At 38.7% G+C, this 15,704-nt stretch carries 14 protein-coding genes and 1 riboswitch; of the genes, 6 read left to right on the top strand and 8 right to left on the bottom strand.

Annotation, left to right across the window (positions count from 1 at the left end):
* Positions 1-12: 12 nt before the first annotated feature.
* Together BV214_RS06805 and BV214_RS06800 are read right to left on the bottom strand one after the other, a co-directional pair.
* The gene (locus tag BV214_RS06805) at positions 13-1,905 is read right to left on the bottom strand and encodes an adenylate/guanylate cyclase domain-containing protein (RefSeq protein ID WP_086476744.1); all 1,893 of its coding nucleotides are present in this window, start codon (positions 1,903-1,905) and stop codon (positions 13-15) included.
* On the bottom strand, positions 1,877-2,362 hold the full coding sequence (locus BV214_RS06800) for a hypothetical protein (protein ID WP_086476743.1): 486 nt from the start codon (positions 2,360-2,362) through the stop codon (positions 1,877-1,879). Before BV214_RS06800 ends, BV214_RS06805 begins: the two co-directional genes overlap by 29 nt.
* A 276-nt stretch (positions 2,363-2,638) precedes the next feature.
* Here BV214_RS06800 and BV214_RS06795 point away from each other — a divergent pair, with 276 nt between their 5' ends.
* Positions 2,639-3,232, top strand: coding sequence for a Pycsar system effector family protein (locus tag BV214_RS06795; protein ID WP_223883329.1), 594 nt, complete (start codon positions 2,639-2,641; stop codon positions 3,230-3,232).
* An 89-nt stretch (positions 3,233-3,321) separates the two neighbouring features.
* On the opposite strand, the gene BV214_RS06790 is transcribed toward BV214_RS06795, so the two are convergent.
* A complete protein-coding gene (locus BV214_RS06790) occupies positions 3,322-3,516 on the bottom strand; it encodes a cold-shock protein (protein ID WP_086476741.1) in 195 nt (64 codons plus the stop codon).
* A gap of 323 nt (positions 3,517-3,839) precedes the next feature.
* Positions 3,840-3,938, top strand: a riboswitch (SAM-I-IV-variant riboswitch).
* Positions 3,939-3,987: 49 nt separating this feature from the next.
* Between BV214_RS06790 and BV214_RS06785 the strand changes: the two genes are divergently transcribed.
* The 5 genes from BV214_RS06785 (at position 3,988) to BV214_RS06765 (ending at position 8,592) form a co-directional block, all read left to right on the top strand.
* Positions 3,988-5,307 (top strand): Na+/H+ antiporter NhaC family protein, encoded by a 1,320-nt coding sequence (locus tag BV214_RS06785; RefSeq protein WP_086476740.1) that lies wholly within the window; start codon positions 3,988-3,990, stop codon positions 5,305-5,307.
* A 233-nt stretch (positions 5,308-5,540) separates the two neighbouring features.
* A complete protein-coding gene (locus BV214_RS06780; protein ID WP_086476739.1) occupies positions 5,541-5,876 on the top strand; it encodes a hypothetical protein in 336 nt (111 codons plus the stop codon).
* A gap of 324 nt (positions 5,877-6,200) precedes the next feature.
* Positions 6,201-6,794: a TetR/AcrR family transcriptional regulator gene (locus tag BV214_RS06775; protein WP_086476738.1), complete on the top strand. Its 594-nt coding sequence runs from the start codon at positions 6,201-6,203 to the stop codon at positions 6,792-6,794.
* 70 nt (positions 6,795-6,864) lie between these two features.
* Complete coding sequence (locus tag BV214_RS06770) at positions 6,865-7,863, top strand: NADP-dependent oxidoreductase (RefSeq protein WP_086476737.1); 999 nt, start codon at positions 6,865-6,867, stop codon at positions 7,861-7,863.
* Between the two features lie 48 nt (positions 7,864-7,911).
* Positions 7,912-8,592 (top strand): type 1 glutamine amidotransferase domain-containing protein, encoded by a 681-nt coding sequence (locus tag BV214_RS06765; RefSeq protein WP_086476736.1) that lies wholly within the window; start codon positions 7,912-7,914, stop codon positions 8,590-8,592.
* A 170-nt stretch (positions 8,593-8,762) separates the two neighbouring features.
* On the opposite strand, the gene BV214_RS06760 is transcribed toward BV214_RS06765, so the two are convergent.
* From BV214_RS06760 to BV214_RS06740, 5 genes are all read right to left on the bottom strand, one after another.
* The gene (locus BV214_RS06760; protein WP_086476735.1) at positions 8,763-10,145 is read right to left on the bottom strand and encodes an FAD-binding oxidoreductase; all 1,383 of its coding nucleotides are present in this window, start codon (positions 10,143-10,145) and stop codon (positions 8,763-8,765) included.
* 59 nt (positions 10,146-10,204) lie between these two features.
* Complete coding sequence (locus BV214_RS06755; RefSeq protein ID WP_245806758.1) at positions 10,205-10,687, bottom strand: cupin domain-containing protein; 483 nt, start codon at positions 10,685-10,687, stop codon at positions 10,205-10,207.
* A gap of 372 nt (positions 10,688-11,059) precedes the next feature.
* Positions 11,060-12,166, bottom strand: coding sequence for a nickel-binding protein (locus BV214_RS06750; protein WP_086476856.1), 1,107 nt, complete (start codon positions 12,164-12,166; stop codon positions 11,060-11,062).
* A gap of 142 nt (positions 12,167-12,308) precedes the next feature.
* The gene (locus BV214_RS06745; protein WP_245806757.1) at positions 12,309-13,175 is read right to left on the bottom strand and encodes an aminotransferase class IV; all 867 of its coding nucleotides are present in this window, start codon (positions 13,173-13,175) and stop codon (positions 12,309-12,311) included.
* A 361-nt stretch (positions 13,176-13,536) separates the two neighbouring features.
* Positions 13,537-15,651, bottom strand: a complete 2,115-nt coding sequence (locus BV214_RS06740; protein WP_086476733.1) for a M3 family metallopeptidase — start codon at positions 15,649-15,651, stop codon at positions 13,537-13,539.
* Between the last annotated feature and the right edge of the window lie 53 nt (positions 15,652-15,704).

Genomic DNA, 15,704 nt, shown 5'->3' with positions numbered 1-15,704 from the left:
CTTTCTTACTTCCTATAAATTACATTCATCTACAAAATACATGCGGATCTTCCCGTGATTTTTCACCTGGATTTCCCCTCGATAGTCACTTTTACAATCCGATTTTACAAAATCGTAGGTGTTTTGTGAAATATTGATTTTCCCCGGGACGGACATAGATTCCATTCTAGAGGCTACATTTACCGTATCTCCCCAAATATCATAAGAGAATTTTTTGGTCCCTACGATTCCTGCAACAACAGGTCCCGTATGAATCCCTATTCGGATATTAAACCTAGCTTCCGATTCTTGTTGGGCATTTTTGGCATTTATAACAAAATCGCGAATTTCAAAAGCAGCCCGTATCATTCTACAGGCGTGATCCTCGGAGGGAAAAGGGAGTCCGCCTGCACACATATAGGCATCCCCTACGGTTTTTATCTTCTCCAACCCATATTTTTCCATAATCTCATCGAACCTGGTAAAATAAAAATCTATACTTTCTACCAGTTTTTCGGGAGGTAAATTTTCGGCATAATGGGTAAACCCTACGAAATCTGTGAACAATACAGTAACGGATTCAAACTTTTTGGCTTCTACACTTCCATTTAGCTTTAATTCTGCGGCAGTTTCTTCGGGGAGTATATTGAGAAGTAGCTTTTCCGATCGGTCCCTCTCACGCTCTATGATCTGTTTTGTTTTTCTTATATATCTATAACGCCTATAGAGTCCGAAAGCCAAAAGCCCAATTAAAAATAAGGCGATGGCCGTTGCAATAACAATTACCTGTTGGGTTTTTTGACGCTGGTTTAAGAGGTCTACTTCTATTTGCTTTTGAGATACCTCATATTTGGTGCGCATATCGGCCATTTGTTGAACGGCTGTTATGTTCTTTACACTATCCCGGTAAACAATATGTTGTTTGTAATAATCAAAGGCCTCACTAGGCATCCCTTTTTTGTCGTATAAATCTGAAAGTTGTAAATAGGCAGCACTTATTTGATCTTTTAGCTCGTATTGTTCAGCAAGTTTTAGGCTATTAAGGGCATAACCCAAGGCAGCATCCCAATCGTTTCGTTCCATGTAGATGTCAGACATATAGGTGAGATAAACACAAATAGGATAGTAATCGCCCAGGGTTTCCAAAAGGGTAATGGCCTCGGAGATTTTCTTTTCCGCAATGATAGGTTCTCCTAATTGGGCGTAGGCCAATCCAATATTCCCTAAGTTATATGCCAAGCCAGTTTTGTAATCCAAGGCTTTAAAAATAGCTCCAGATTCCTTAAAAAATATTAAGGCTGAATCTGGCTTAGCCATATTCACGTTGTATTCATCTCCTAGATTTTCCAAGGCTACGGCATAATTCAAGGAATCTTTCAGTTCCTTCATTATTTCAATGGCATTCTTGTAATTTAAAATGGTGTTGCTGTGATTCCCCATAATGGAATACACATTGGCAATGGCGATATACATCAAGCCCAGTTCTTGGATTAAATTTTCCTTCTTTGCAAGTTCTACCCCCTTGAAGTAACTGGCCAATCCCTCACTAAGATCTCCCTTTAGTCTAAGTGAATTTCCCTTTTCTTTATAAGCAGTAAATATATACCGCGTGCTATCAAGTTCTAAGGCTGTTTTTAGGAGTTCTTCACTATAGAGTAAGGACTTTTCAGGGATAGGGTGATATTTTGCCAAATCGGCTAAAATCTGTAGGCGATCATGAGGGCCATAGTTACCAGAAAGATAGATGGACTCAAGACTATCGGCAATAATTTGATTCTGGCCATAGCTAATGGAAGAACATGCTAGGCATAGGCTAAAGTAGAAAATCCTTAATTTAAGACAAAGCCATAGGTTCCCATAGACGGAGGAAGTACACCAACCAATAGGAGAATTAGACTTACACCCTAATTTTCGGATCAATTTCATAGGTATTACCCTCTAGACTAAATTGAATGATGTATTTATACGTGTTGCCCTTAGTGTTCTTTTTTACCTTCCCTTTCACCTTTTTTCTAGGGTGATCTTGCCCCCTTCTACCGTTAAGCTTTCTACTTCTAAATATATTTCTTCGGTGGGGATTGTCAACATCATCTTCTATGATTATTGCTTCTATATCTATAGCCTCTCCCTCTTTGGTAACACCTTCCCAAGCAATTTCATCCTCTTCATTTACAATAATAGTGAAGGTCTCAGGATCATCTTCATTTTCTGTTTCAGTTTCATCGCTTACTGTAAAGGAATAAGCTTTCTTGTTGTTGCCCTGGTCCAAATACTCCGGATCTACGTGCAGGGTTACAACATGTGTAATTTGTGCATAGGTAATACCTTGGAACATCAGCAATGCCATTACTAATAAAACGAAATAGTTCTTAGAGGTACACATAGTCGGACATATTTATACATTATTCTCCTTAAAGTAGTATACAAATACTTTGGTAGGTCTAAAATTAGGACGAATCACCCCTTTTAATGTCCGGAAGGGAGTTATTAATTATCCAATGTAACAAATTGGCTCAAAACAACTCATTAAGTCTATGAAAAAAATGAGGAAAGGAGAATCTGTAAAACAATTTAATGAAGGGTATTTAGTATCTTGTAGTAGTTCTTGCATAAAGGTGTTGGAGCAATACCCCCTTAATAGATATATAAGCTTTGATTTATGGACCAACCACAGCAACCACCAAAAGAATTACATACAGAAAAACTAATGCCACCCTATAGAAGAGGAAGCCATACGGAAGACTTGGTAGATCATTATTGGGGAAGTATCAATTATGTCTTTGGACTCATTAAAGCCTCGGAAATAAAGGCCGGACTCATTCTCTCTTTTTATGGTATTTTGTTTAATATTATTTATCTAAATCATGCTCACATTTTGTCTACAGCCAAGGAGTATACCTATATCTACCTATTAATGGCAGTATGGACCTGCCTTACCATAGCGTCTATTTATTTTAGTATTCGCTGTTTTATGCCCAAGATTGAGGGGAAATTTGATAAGAATATGTTTTTTTTCGAAGATGTAATTACCAAGTATGGTGGGATAAAAGAATTTTCAAAAACCTTTTATAAGGTTAGTTTGGATGAGGTGGAGCTTTTTGATCAATTGGGACAGCAAATTTATGTTAATTCTAAAATCGCCGATGCAAAATTTAAACTTGTAAATAGAGCTATTCGCTTCTTGGCTTTTAGCCTCCTGTTATTGTTTCTTTTACTAGTTTCCGGAATTTTTATTTCGGTTCTATCTGAATAAGGCTTCCCAAAAAGCCAATCCCCGATTAAAAGGCAAAAAAAAAGCCTGTCACATTACGTGACAGGCTTTTATAAACATTCAAATATATCTTAGTCGATTACTTTTACGTTTACTGCGTTCAATCCTTTTTTACCTTCCTGAAGATCAAAAGAAACTTCATCGCCTTCGCGAATCTCGTCAATTAATCCAGAGATGTGTACAAAATGATCTTTTTCTACGCCTTCTTCAGTGATAAAACCAAAACCTTTAGTGTCATTGAAGAATTTTACTGTTCCTTTGTTCATTGTAATAATAATTAAATTGTAAATACTTTAAGTATGCAAATGTGGTGACAATAATTTAGAATTCAGTAATTTATTTGATTTATTTCATTTTTTTTTCAAATTTGCCCTATTTTTTAGAGCAGGAATCTCAGCCCTTATCCTTTTTTTTGCTACAAAATATCCTCTGTAAATCTTAGTAGCTACCCCACCTAAAGCCTTCTTTCCCTAAGACTCCCACTGTTTTTAACCTTTAGCCACCGTAGCTAAGATGAAACCTATGAACCCATAAAATAAAAATCCCATTTTTAGAGACCTGTTGTAAGGTAAAGGGTTATTTTTGCCCACTTAATTATCAAGAATCTCCAAAAAGGGATAGCAACCTGCATTAACGAGCAAGGTGCTAAAGGGATAAGCCAAATGGATTTGGAACCAATGTTACCCCTATTTCCATGGCCAACCCGCTTCTTTTTGAAATTCCATTAAACATATCAAATGGCATCCCTAAAACAGCCCAGCCCCAATTTTTCAGCCTTAATTCCTCTATTGGTTTTTGTATTTACTTTCTTAGGCGCTGGGATCTACCTAAATGATTTTTACGCTTTACCTTCCCCTATAGCGGTTATTGCCGGAATTATAGTTGCCTTTTTAATTTTTAAACGGTCTATAAATTCTAAAATTGGGACGCTGCTGAAAGGATGTGGAGATGATAAGATACTGACCATGTGCCTTATTTATCTCTTGGCCGGGGCTTTTGCCGCTATCACCGAAGCTACAGGTAGTGTAGATGCCATTGTTAATTTTGGATTACATTATATAGACCTCCAATATATTTATTTTGGAATTTTCATTATAGCCTCCTTTTTATCCATATCCACTGGGACCTCCGTAGGCTCTATAGTCGCTTTGGCGCCAATAGTAGTAGGCTTTGCCGATGCTGGTAATGTTTCCCTCCCAATTATGTGCGGTGCCTTATTGGGGGGCGCCATGTTTGGAGATAACCTATCATTAATTTCCGATACCACAATTGCAGCTACCCAATCTCTTGGCTGTAAGATGAGTGATAAGTTTAAACAGAATATTAAAATTGCCCTACCGGCTGCACTTTTCACTATCCTAATCCTCATTATTCAAGGATTGGGGGTCCAGGACCAAGATGCCGAAGTGGTTTCCCAAAACTATTCCGCTATAAAAATTATGCCTTATTTATTGGTTATTGCCCTATCTGTTTTAGGGGTTAATGTTTTTGTAGTGCTGCTTTTAGGTGTTCTGTCCGGTGGCGCACTAGGAATCCTGTATGGGGATTTCACGCTACTGGAATCGACTAAGATTGCTTATGTTGGATTTACCAATATGACGGAAATATTCTTGTTGTCTCTTCTTTCAGGTGGTTTGGCTGCTTTGGTAGCAAAAAATGGGGGGATTGCCTATATTCTTGAAAAGATAAAGGGCCTAATAAAAGGTAAAGCTTCTGCACAGTATGGCATTGGAGCCTTGGTAGCAAGCGTTAATATGGCGATCGCAAACAATACGGTATCTATTATAATTGTAGGATCTATTGCCAAAAAAATAAACGATGACTACGGGTTAGACAATAAGAAAACTGCTTCTATCTTGGATATTTTCTCTTGTATATCACAAGGACTACTACCTTATGGTGCACAGGTATTGATGATTTTAAGCCTTTCGAAAGGAAGATTGGATTATTTAGAACTCATCTCTAACAGCTGGTACCTTTATATTCTTTTAATTTGGACGCTACTTTTTATCGGTATTAGGCCATTATTCGGCAAAAGACAAGCCCTTGTTAATTAGATACCTGCAATTGGGAGCTGTATTTTATAGTGATTTTATCCTTCGATAATATAAACTATTCTTTCGGACACCAATAGGCTCCCTTCGTCCCGAACCTCTTGGATTTTAGTTGGATAATGCTTTATATAAGCGCTTCAGTCTATGGGAGGCTATGCCTGTATAATTATGAGAATAAAAAAAGCTAAAAAGACTGTGAGGTCATTATTATCTGAACGTTAAAAAACGATGCGACCATGAAAAACAACAGATTCCACTGGTCTAAAACAGAATTGAAAATTTATATTTTGCTGCTTTGTGCCAATGCAGACGCTAGGGTGTCGGCCGAAGAATTGGAATTTATAAAATCTAAAATTGACGGGGGAACCTTTGATCGCGTGTATGCCGAATTTTTAAATGATGATGAGGACAGTTGTATAGAGAAAATTGAAAATGGTATTGCTGTATTCGATTATTCCTATAAAGAACTAAGCCAAATTAAACAGGAGGTTATGACGGTGTTTAAAACGGATAAGAACTTTCTTTTAAGTGAAGATAGATTGCGTCAGCACCTTGATAATATATTATACTAACACGCACTATAAACACAAGGCGCATAATTTTATCTTATCCTTATTCATTATCTTTAAACAGCTAAAATTTCATCCAAAAATTTAAATACCCATCCTACTTGTTTTGAAGAGATATAAGTTTAATCTCCCCCAACAGTTATTCCCCCAGTTTATTTTGCACAATCGCATACTATAGTCCCCTTTTACCAAGGCTTCACACGGTACTAATTTCCTGTTAAAGTCGGATTAGAAAAATGAATGTTCATTCAGTTTTGCTACTTTCGCAATACCTTTGGTTTTATATCTCCAATATATGGATGGTAAACCACCTTAATCCAATATGTTATGGTAAAACTTAAAAAAAGTATTGATAAACGGAATGCTTTAATGGAAGCGACTATCAGTTTAGTAAACAACAATGGCTTTCATGCTGCCCCAATGTCCAAAATTGCAAAAATGGCCAATGTGTCCCCAGCTACTATTTACCTATACTTTGAAAACAAGCAAGATTTAGTAAACAAGGTATACTTGGAAGTAAAATCGCAATTTACTTCCTATGCCTTTGAAAACTATGATCCTAAATTACCGGTAGAAGCCGGATTTGAAATTATCTGGAGGCGGATTGCCGATTTCAAGCTAAAGGAAACAGAAGAAGCTTTGTTTTTAGCCCAATGCGACAATACCCCTATGATTTCGGAGGATAGTAGACAAAAAGGATTGGTGCATTTGCAGCCGCTATTAGATTTATGGGAGCGCGGACAAAAGGAAGGTATTATTAAACCCATTTCCCCCTACCTACTCTACGCATATACTATAAACCCATTGTCTTTTCTTATGGTGATGCAAAACCGAGGTGCCTTTAAAATAGATGAGGTAGATTTGGAACAAGCGTACCGGGCAGCATGGAACAGTATATCGGTTCCAAATAGATTTAAATGAGTTAAGCTAAAAACTCCTTATTAAGTATAATAATCAGTATTCAATAATAATTGAATTAAAATAGAACATTATGACAAAAACAATACTATTAAACCAGCGCCCTGTGGGCACCCCCACTTTATCGGATTTTAAACTTATAAGCACAGAGGAAGAACTGCAACCCCAGGAGGGAGAAATGATTTTGGAAACCACTTATATATCCGTAGACCCCTATTTACGGGGTAGAATGAGCGATGCCAAATCGTATATCCCTCCTTTTGAATTGGGGAAACCTATCACTTCTGGCGTGGTTGCCAAAGTAGTGGATTCCAAAAACGATCAGTTTAAAGAAGGGGAATTTGTATCTGGGATGTTAGAATGGAAAACGAGTCAAATTTCCACAGGAGAGGGCTTATTAAAAATAGACGGAAATAAGGCTCCCCTTAGTGCTTATTTGGGCATATTGGGTATGACGGGACTTACCGCCTATCTCGGCCTTACACAAATTGGAAAACCAAAAGCGGGAGAAACCTTAGTGGTTTCGGGAGCTGCAGGGGCCGTTGGAAGCGTTGTGGGACAGATTGGAAAAATATTAGGTCTCAAAGTAGTGGGTATAGCAGGTACGGATGAGAAGGTAGCAATGCTGGAATCCGATTTTGGATTTGATGTCGCTATAAATTACAACAGTACCGAAGATATGACTGCCGCGCTGAAAAAAGCCTGTCCCAATGGAATTGATATTTATTTTGACAATGTAGGCGGACCCATATCCGATGCAGTACTCTTTAACATTAACCGATTTGCACGGATGATTATTTGCGGTGCTATTTCCGTATATAATAATACCGAACTACCGAAAAGTATAAGTGTACAGCCCTTCCTAATTAAAAATAGTGCCTTAATGCAAGGGTTTATCGTCTCTAATTACGCTGACAAATTCCCTGAAGCAATAGAACAATTAGCAACATGGCTAGCAGAGGGTAAGTTATCCTATACGGAAACTATTGTAGAGGGATTTGAAAGTACGCCCCAAGCATTTCTAGACCTTTTTAAAGGAAAGAACAAAGGGAAAATGATTGTTAAAGCATAATGATTTTAATAATCGATAAATGAATTACTAATCTAAAAAATTAAGAAGATGAACATATTATTTGTATTAACATCCCATGATAAATTGGGCGACACTGGCAAGAAAACGGGTTTTTGGATCGAGGAATTTGCCAATCCCTACTATACCTTATTGGATAAGGGCGCAACCATAACCTTGGCTACCCCCAAAGGTGGCCCTGCCCCTATTGATCCCAGCAGTGACACTCCAGATGCGCGTACGGAGGATACGGAGCGTTTCAAGAAGGATCCGGAGGCGCAGGAAAAAATTAAAAACACCCATAAATTAGCCGATATAAAAGCTAGTGATTATGACGCCGTTTTTTATCCAGGTGGTCACGGTCCCTTATGGGATTTGGCAACGGATAGTACGTCTGTTCAACTTATTGAAAGTTTTAATAATCAAAAGAAACCTATTGCTTTTGTCTGTCACGCACCAGCCGCACTAAAAGAGGTTACTAGCAGTGAAGGCAGTCCTTTGGTAAAAGGAAAAAAAGTAACGGGATTTACCAATTCTGAGGAAGCTGCGGTTCAACTTAAGGATGTGGTTCCATTTTTGGTAGAGGATATGCTAAAGGAAAAGGGAGGTATCTATTCCAAAGCGGGAGATTGGGAGGCTTATGCGCTTCAAGATGGAAATTTAATTACAGGGCAAAATCCCGCTTCCTCCAAATTAGTGGCAGAAAAGCTACTAGAGGCCTTAAGTAAATAGGTTATTACAATTATATTACGCTATAATGGGTAATTAGCAGGTTTAGCCTCTATTTCACTTGGGAAAAATAGAGGCTAAACCACTACTTATAGTCAAACTCTTCCTTTTTTAACTACCTGAGTAAATTCTGGAACGTAACTCTACAATGCTTATATTAATAAGATCAATTCTTATGGTTTTATGTTTTGATTGACCTTAAACAAGTTAGTGGGATCGTATTTTTGCTTCATTTTTACCAGTCGATCATAGTTGTGTCGGTAGCTAGTTTTTACCCGATCTTGTCCCTCATTCATCATAAAATTTGAATAGGCTCCTCCTGCCGAATACGGATGAAGGGCTTTCCAATAATTTTTACACCAATCTGTGATGAGCTCCCTATTTTCTGGATTAGGGTCTACCCCCACAATAACACCCGCATAGCTAGCATCCCTATAGGCCCAGGCAGTATCCTCTGGCCCAACTCTACTGGCAGCACCTAGTATTGGGTATAAATGCATCTGGGATAAAACGGTCGGAATTTTAGAACCATATTCCAAATGAGCCTCCCGTATTTCCTGCCCTAATTCATTAAAAAAGTCGGCCCTCCAATACCATTCCAGGCCTGGAGGAAGCATGTTATCAAATAAAGTTTGAATAGAAGGATACGGCATTTCTCCAACATGTTGAAATATGGGGTTAAGATCCAAAACCTCTTTAAAGAGCGCGTCAAATTTATCGGGATCCCCAGTATAACACCACACAATTCCACAAAACTGTTTATTGTGTAGGAATTCTGGAAAAGGAGGTCCAGGTATAACCATCGTAGCTATAAATCCATTTAGATCATCCGGAGCACTCCTGATAAATTTATCGTACCACGCCATAATTTCCGCTACCTGTTCTATTGGCCATAGGGTTGGCCCACCAATTACAGTTTTAATGGGATGAGCCTGAAATTTAAAGGAGGTTACCACCCCAAAGTTTCCTCCACCCCCACGGATGGCCCAGAATAAATCTGAGTGTTGATCTTTGTTTGTCGTTACAAAACTACCATCCGCCAAGACCATATCGGCCTCCAACAAGTTATCAATGGTAAGTCCAAATTTCTTGGAAAGATGTCCTACTCCTCCACCAAGTGTTAGGCCCCCAACGCCAGTGGTAGATATTATTCCTGAGGGAATAGCCAATCCAAAGGCATGGATAGCATGGTCTACCTCGCCCCATAGGTTGCCCCCGCCTACCCGTACCGTATTATTGGAGGTATCCACGCGGACATTTTTGAGACCCGATAAATCTATAACCAGGCCATCATCACATATTCCCAAACCACCTCCATTGTGTCCCCCAGATCTCACGGCAATCAATAAGTTGTTTTCTCGCCCAAAGTTAACGGAGGCTATTACATCGGCTACATCAACACATTTTACTATCATTCCAGGACTTTTATCTATCATCCCGTTATATACCTTTCTGCTACGATGATAATCTTCGTGAGACGGCATAATTACCTCCCCCTTTATTTGCTCCGTAAAGGAGGCTACAATACCCGTATCCATATCTACAACCATTTCCATAATTCAATAATTTAACTGTTCGTTTTTATTATTCTTTTTCTATTAGCATTATTGATGAATTAATGCTTAGTGACCTTTGGAAAAGCATCCAAGGGTTCTTCAAATGCAATAAAAAGCACACATGGATCTTTCCCGAGACATTTTGCGGTATGTAGTTTATTGGCAGGTCCATATGCATAGGTGCCAACTTTCATTATTTTCTCCTTCTCGCCTTCATAGGTAACTTGTAATTCACCTGAAACAAGAATCATTCGCTCTGCAGAACTGTGATAATGTGCGGGAATGTCATAGTTTGGCGGAACTTTAAAGAAAATATCCACATTTTTTTTGGACGGATCTCCATGCAAAACTGCTATGGTACAACCAACTGGCATAAAATCTGGACAGGGTCCCCACTGCAGCTCCTTGTCCTCATGGGTTCTTAACTGCGAGGATTCTTCCCCCATTTTCATTTCCTCCTGTCCGTAAACTTCACATCCAATTAAAAAGATGGATAGCAGCAAGACTGTTTTAATTTTTAAAAAATTGATCTTGTAATTCATGACTTGGAATTTAGAGGTTAATACAATAATTAACTAGTTGATTCCCTCCAACTCTACAGTCTTCCAAAAGTATAGATTGGAGGAATTGTGCAACCATTTTATCATTCCCGCTCATAATATTCTACGAGGTGTGGGAAGTGTCGAATCAGTAAAACAAGGGCGGTTGGTTTTTTATTTTATACGAGGGGGAGTATTACATCGTAGCAGTTTTATAACGGCACCACTACAAGTTTCTTTAAAAAGAACACTAGCTGTTTTTGGGTGATAAACACTGCTTTAATGTAAAAATATTGATAATATAAGGCAGGAGCAGCTAATTTTGGTTCAAAAAACAACAAAATGTAAGCAACCTAATATTATGGGTGTCAACAACTAAACGGTGTAATTTTGAATGTAGCTGGAAGGAAGGATGCCAAACCTATCCATAAAACATTTTGAAAAATAGGCTGGACTATTAAAGCCAGTGGTAAAGGCGGTCTCCGAAATATTCTTATTGTTTTTTCTTAACAGCTCCAGTGCCCTTTCCAAGCGGTACTCCTTTATAAAGCTATTGGGCGACTTTCCGCATAGGGCTTGCATTTTCCTATATAATTGGGACTTACTGTATCCTAAGTTCTTACTGAAATTATTGGAACTGAAGCTTGCATTATGCCATTCCTTCTCAGTATAATCCATAATGCGATCCACTAATTTTTCCTCTCCTGTTGTGAGCGTCTTTATATACTTATGGGTTAGTTTTACATTTAAGTTTTCACTTTCGTATAACTCCCCTACCTCCGGAGATAGCACAACTTTATCATGAATAAGAGCGCTAAATCGCTCTGCTAGTTTAATAGTGTCCTCAAAAATACTTTCTTTCTCAGTAACAGGTACTCCCGCATGCAGTCCGATGCTCAATTGGGCATCTTTACCTCCATTAGAGGCCAGTGGCGTAAGCTGAGTGTAAATTCCCTGGGCACAATGCACGGCTTTGCTGACGGAAGAAAAGGAGGCTAGAAAATAATCTGATTTTTGTTTAACTATACGCCCTTTTAATTTAGCTATGGAGGTTAAAATGGACGTAATGTTTGATTGTATCTTTTGTTGAAATTGTTTAGAATGTGCGGAATTGAATTTAACCACGCGTAATCGTATCACCATTATGGTTCTAAAAGCGGGGTCGTTGATGATATTTAACGTGGTGTTTTGAGATTTCTTAGGATCTTCAATCCGCCCCAAAAAAGATTCTACAATGCTTCCGTCCACTTCAATAATTCTATGGGGAACATCACCGTGTGCATGGTTATGCATGTCTTGGATGGCCTTTTTATTGGGTGCTTTTATCAAACAAAAGGCGGTACGTCTTTTCTCATCGCACCAATAGGTCATTCCCTTGCAATTATAAAGGTGTTCGATTTTTAAATCTTCCCTATGCATTTTTGCCACGTGTTCTGCGGTAATGGATTCGGGAATGTCATGACGATCCATGTAAATTGGCATAGGCATATTTTTATACAAGTTAGTGATTTTAATTAAATTATAAGACTAATTAGGTGTTTTTGAGTTCCTAAAATCGGATATTCTATTTAAAACAAAAAAATCCCTTTTTAAAAGGGATTCTAGAGAGCCTAACTTGTTTAAATTAGGTTAATTGCTTATGATTATTCTTTAATTTTAAAAATGCCTCCTGAAGCTTTTTAGTGATTTCCCCCACGTTTTCTCCGTGGTAATAAAAATGGTCGTCCAGTTGCCTTATAGATGCTATCTGGGTGGTAGTCCCTGTTAAGAATGCTTCGTCCATTTTCAATAGTTCTTTTTGAGGAACTCCTTCTTCCCGTACTTCCAGACCTAATTGCTGGCAAAGCTCCAGGACTAATTGCCTAGTAATACCATTCAAGATAAATCTATCGGCCGGATGGGTGTAAACCACCCCCTCCTTTACAAAAAAGACATTACAGTGGGAAGCTTCTGTTACCACCCCATTTCTGATAAGTATATTTTCAAAACAGCCTTGTTGCATCGCATGTTCATTGGCCATCACATTGCCTAATAAAGAAGTCATCTTTATATCGCATCTGCCCCATCTAACATCCTCAGAAGTCACTACGGAAGCCTTCATCGTATTAATTTCTGGCAAGATCCTTGGTGTGGCATACATCATTACGGTAGGAGTTATAGCCTTAGGGTAATTATGCTGCCTGGGAGCAACTCCCCTACTCACATGCATGTACAACAAGCAGTCTTTATCCGCTAAATCTGATGCCCTAAGCAAGCGGTTAATTTCCGCTACTAGGTTGCTGGTATCAAAGTCGATTTTTATGGTGCGCAGATTCTCAGCCAAACGCTTAAGATGGGCATCTCTATAAAAAAACTGTCCATTAATCTTTACCATCACCTCATAAATTCCATCCCCGAATAAAAATCCCCTATCAAAAATGGAAATTTTGGCAGATTGGGAATCTAGAATGTCCCCATTTAGGTAAACTTTTTTAGGATATGAATTATTCATAGGATACATACATTTAGGCTGGCACTAAATTAGCGCGATTAATCTATTAATGCCATAAATATATTATAATAAAGCTCTTGTTGGGTACCCTAGATTTATTTAAAAAGTAGGGGGTAGCAATACTGTCTTACATTCCAAAGAAATGAAACGTTATTTTATGGAACTCCCTACAACAGGTATCTGGCAGTATCTCACTTTTAAAGTATAAAAAAGGGACCTTATTCAGGTCCCTTTTACGCACTATGTAAGATTTAAATACCCTCCGTTCCATAGAGACGGAGAGCTGAAAATTATAGGTTTTTTTTCATCCAGCACCTCATGGGCTTGTCCTGAGTTAATAGAAGAACCTATTTTAAATTAATTATTGTACGCCCCTTGCTTTTAGCATAGGTGTAATTTTAGGCGCTCCACCTCTCCAATCCTCGTACATTTTTTCCAATGGTAAGGTGTTTCCTCTAGAAAGGATCATATCCCTAAATCGCTGTCCATTTTCACGTGTAAGTCCGCCATTGTTCTCAAACCAATCAAAAGCGTCGTGGTGCAGCATTTCCGTCCATAGGTAAGAATAATAACCAGCAGCATAACCACTAGAGAAAATATGAGCGAAATAGGTAGACCTATAACGTGGTGGTACTGCTTTTACCACATCGAGTTTTGTTTTACTCAAGGCCTCTTTTTCAAAGGCATTGGCATCCTCAATTGTGGTATCTGCTGATATGGTGTGCCATTGCATATCCAAATTGGAAGCAGCTAAATTTTCAGTTAGGCTATATCCTTGATTAAAGGTGCCAGATTTTTTAATCTTGTCTATCAACGCTTGCGGAATAGTCTCTCCAGTTTGGTAATGAAGGGCATAATTCTTCAATATTTCTGGATATAAGGCCCAATTCTCATTAAACTGAGACGGGAACTCAACAAAATCCCTAGATACTGATGTCCCAGAAAGTGAAGGATACTGCTGATCTGCAAAAAAGCCGTGAAGGGCATGTCCAAATTCATGGAACATGGTGCTCACTTCATCATAGGTCAAAAGTGCTGGTTCTCCCGCAGCTGGTTTTGGGTAATTACACACGTTGTAGATTACCGGCTTTTTGTTGTACAATTTGGATTGGGTAACAAAATTACTCATCCAAGCCCCTCCCCGCTTACTAGGACGAGAAAAGAAATCTGCATAGAAAAGGCCTAGTGGATCCCCATTCTCTTCAAACAATTCGTAAACCATCACATCTTCATGATAGGTTGGAATATCTGTCCTTTCCTTGAAGGTAATACCGTATAATTTTTCGGCCGCATAGAAAACGCCTTTTTCCAAAACGGTCTTCAACTCAAAATAGGGCTTGATCTGATTTTCGTCCAAGTCATATTTTGCAATCCTCACCATTTCTGCATAGTGGTTCCAATCCCAAGCTTCTAAGGTGAAATCGCCCCCTTTTTGCTTCACCATTTGTTGTATCTCCGCAGCTTCAGCCTTTGCTTTGGCGGTTGCAGCAGGAACCAGACCATTAAAGAATTCCATCACATTTTCAGAATTTTTGGCCATGGTATTCTGCAAGCTCCATTCGGCATAGTTAGCGAAACCAAGCAAAGCCCCTTTTTTAGCGCGTAATTCGGCTATTTCAATAATAAGCGCTTTCGTATCATAGTCTGAACCATCGGCCCTATGCCAAGCAGCAGAAAAAAGCTTTTCCCTACTTTCCCTGTTTTCCATGGCTTGCAATAAGGGCTGCTGAGTAGTGTTTTGAAGAGGAACCTTCCATCCTTCCCCGTCTTCATTTTCTAAACCCTTTAGTTGCGCCTCCGAAAGACCTGCTAAATCGGATTTATCGGTAAAAATCACCGCTCCTGCATTATTGGCCTCTAATAAGGTTTTATTGAATTTTGTGGTTAAAGTGGCCAATCTGGAGTTATAAGATCTTAGGGTTTCTTTTTTATCGGCAGGCAGATTCGCGCCGGCAATTTCAAAATCTTCAAAGTAGTTTTCCAATAACTTTAACGACTCTGCATCCAATTTCAAACTTTCCCTGGTTTCGTAAAGGGACTTTACTCTTTGGAAGAGTTTATCGTTTAGGTAAATTGCATCACGTAATTCTGCAAATTTAGGGGCCATCTCTACTTGAACCGCCTGGATGGTGTCATTGGTATGGGCACTTGTGAGGGCGTAGAATACATTTCGCACCCTATTTAAAGTAGCATCACTCTTTTCCAATGCCAATATAGTATTGTCAAAAGTTGCTGCTTCCGGGTTGTTAGCAATTTTTTCCAAGGCCTCCTTTTGCTCTGCTATCCCTTGTAATAATGCAGGCTTAAAGTGGCTGTTTTTAATTTGTGTAAAATCGGGGGCGTAATAAGGTAGGTTAGATTCTACCAACAACGGATTCTCAGAAGGATCTGAGAGCGTCCCCTTGCTTTTGTCTTTAGAGTTGTTACACGCAGTAAACAAGACGGTTAACATTAAAATTGTAGATGCTTTTTTCATTTACTCTTCGTTTTAAATCGTAATTACCAAAGATAGTCAAAATGCAATGATTG

The sequence above is a fragment of the Arenibacter amylolyticus genome (assembly GCF_002150785.1).
Classification (GTDB): domain Bacteria; phylum Bacteroidota; class Bacteroidia; order Flavobacteriales; family Flavobacteriaceae; genus Arenibacter; species Arenibacter amylolyticus.
This window is presented reverse-complemented; position numbering and strand designations above follow the sequence as displayed.

Coding starts and splice junctions, on each gene's coding strand:
- BV214_RS06800 (WP_086476743.1), bottom strand. CDS start 2,362: ATGTGTACCTCTAAGAACTATTTCGTTTTATTAGTAATGGCATTGCTG.
- BV214_RS06770 (WP_086476737.1), top strand. CDS start 6,865: ATGACAAAAACAATACTATTAAACCAGCGCCCTGTGGGCACCCCCACT.
- BV214_RS06765 (WP_086476736.1), top strand. CDS start 7,912: ATGAACATATTATTTGTATTAACATCCCATGATAAATTGGGCGACACT.
- BV214_RS06740 (WP_086476733.1), bottom strand. CDS start 15,651: ATGAAAAAAGCATCTACAATTTTAATGTTAACCGTCTTGTTTACTGCG.
- BV214_RS06785 (WP_086476740.1), top strand. CDS start 3,988: ATGGCATCCCTAAAACAGCCCAGCCCCAATTTTTCAGCCTTAATTCCT.
- BV214_RS06805 (WP_086476744.1), bottom strand. CDS start 1,905: ATGAAATTGATCCGAAAATTAGGGTGTAAGTCTAATTCTCCTATTGGT.
- BV214_RS06755 (WP_245806758.1), bottom strand. CDS start 10,687: ATGAATTACAAGATCAATTTTTTAAAAATTAAAACAGTCTTGCTGCTA.
- BV214_RS06780 (WP_086476739.1), top strand. CDS start 5,541: ATGAAAAACAACAGATTCCACTGGTCTAAAACAGAATTGAAAATTTAT.
- BV214_RS06760 (WP_086476735.1), bottom strand. CDS start 10,145: ATGGAAATGGTTGTAGATATGGATACGGGTATTGTAGCCTCCTTTACG.
- BV214_RS06790 (WP_086476741.1), bottom strand. CDS start 3,516: ATGAACAAAGGAACAGTAAAATTCTTCAATGACACTAAAGGTTTTGGT.
- BV214_RS06745 (WP_245806757.1), bottom strand. CDS start 13,175: ATGAATAATTCATATCCTAAAAAAGTTTACCTAAATGGGGACATTCTA.
- BV214_RS06775 (WP_086476738.1), top strand. CDS start 6,201: ATGGTAAAACTTAAAAAAAGTATTGATAAACGGAATGCTTTAATGGAA.
- BV214_RS06795 (WP_223883329.1), top strand. CDS start 2,639: ATGGACCAACCACAGCAACCACCAAAAGAATTACATACAGAAAAACTA.
- BV214_RS06750 (WP_086476856.1), bottom strand. CDS start 12,166: ATGCCAATTTACATGGATCGTCATGACATTCCCGAATCCATTACCGCA.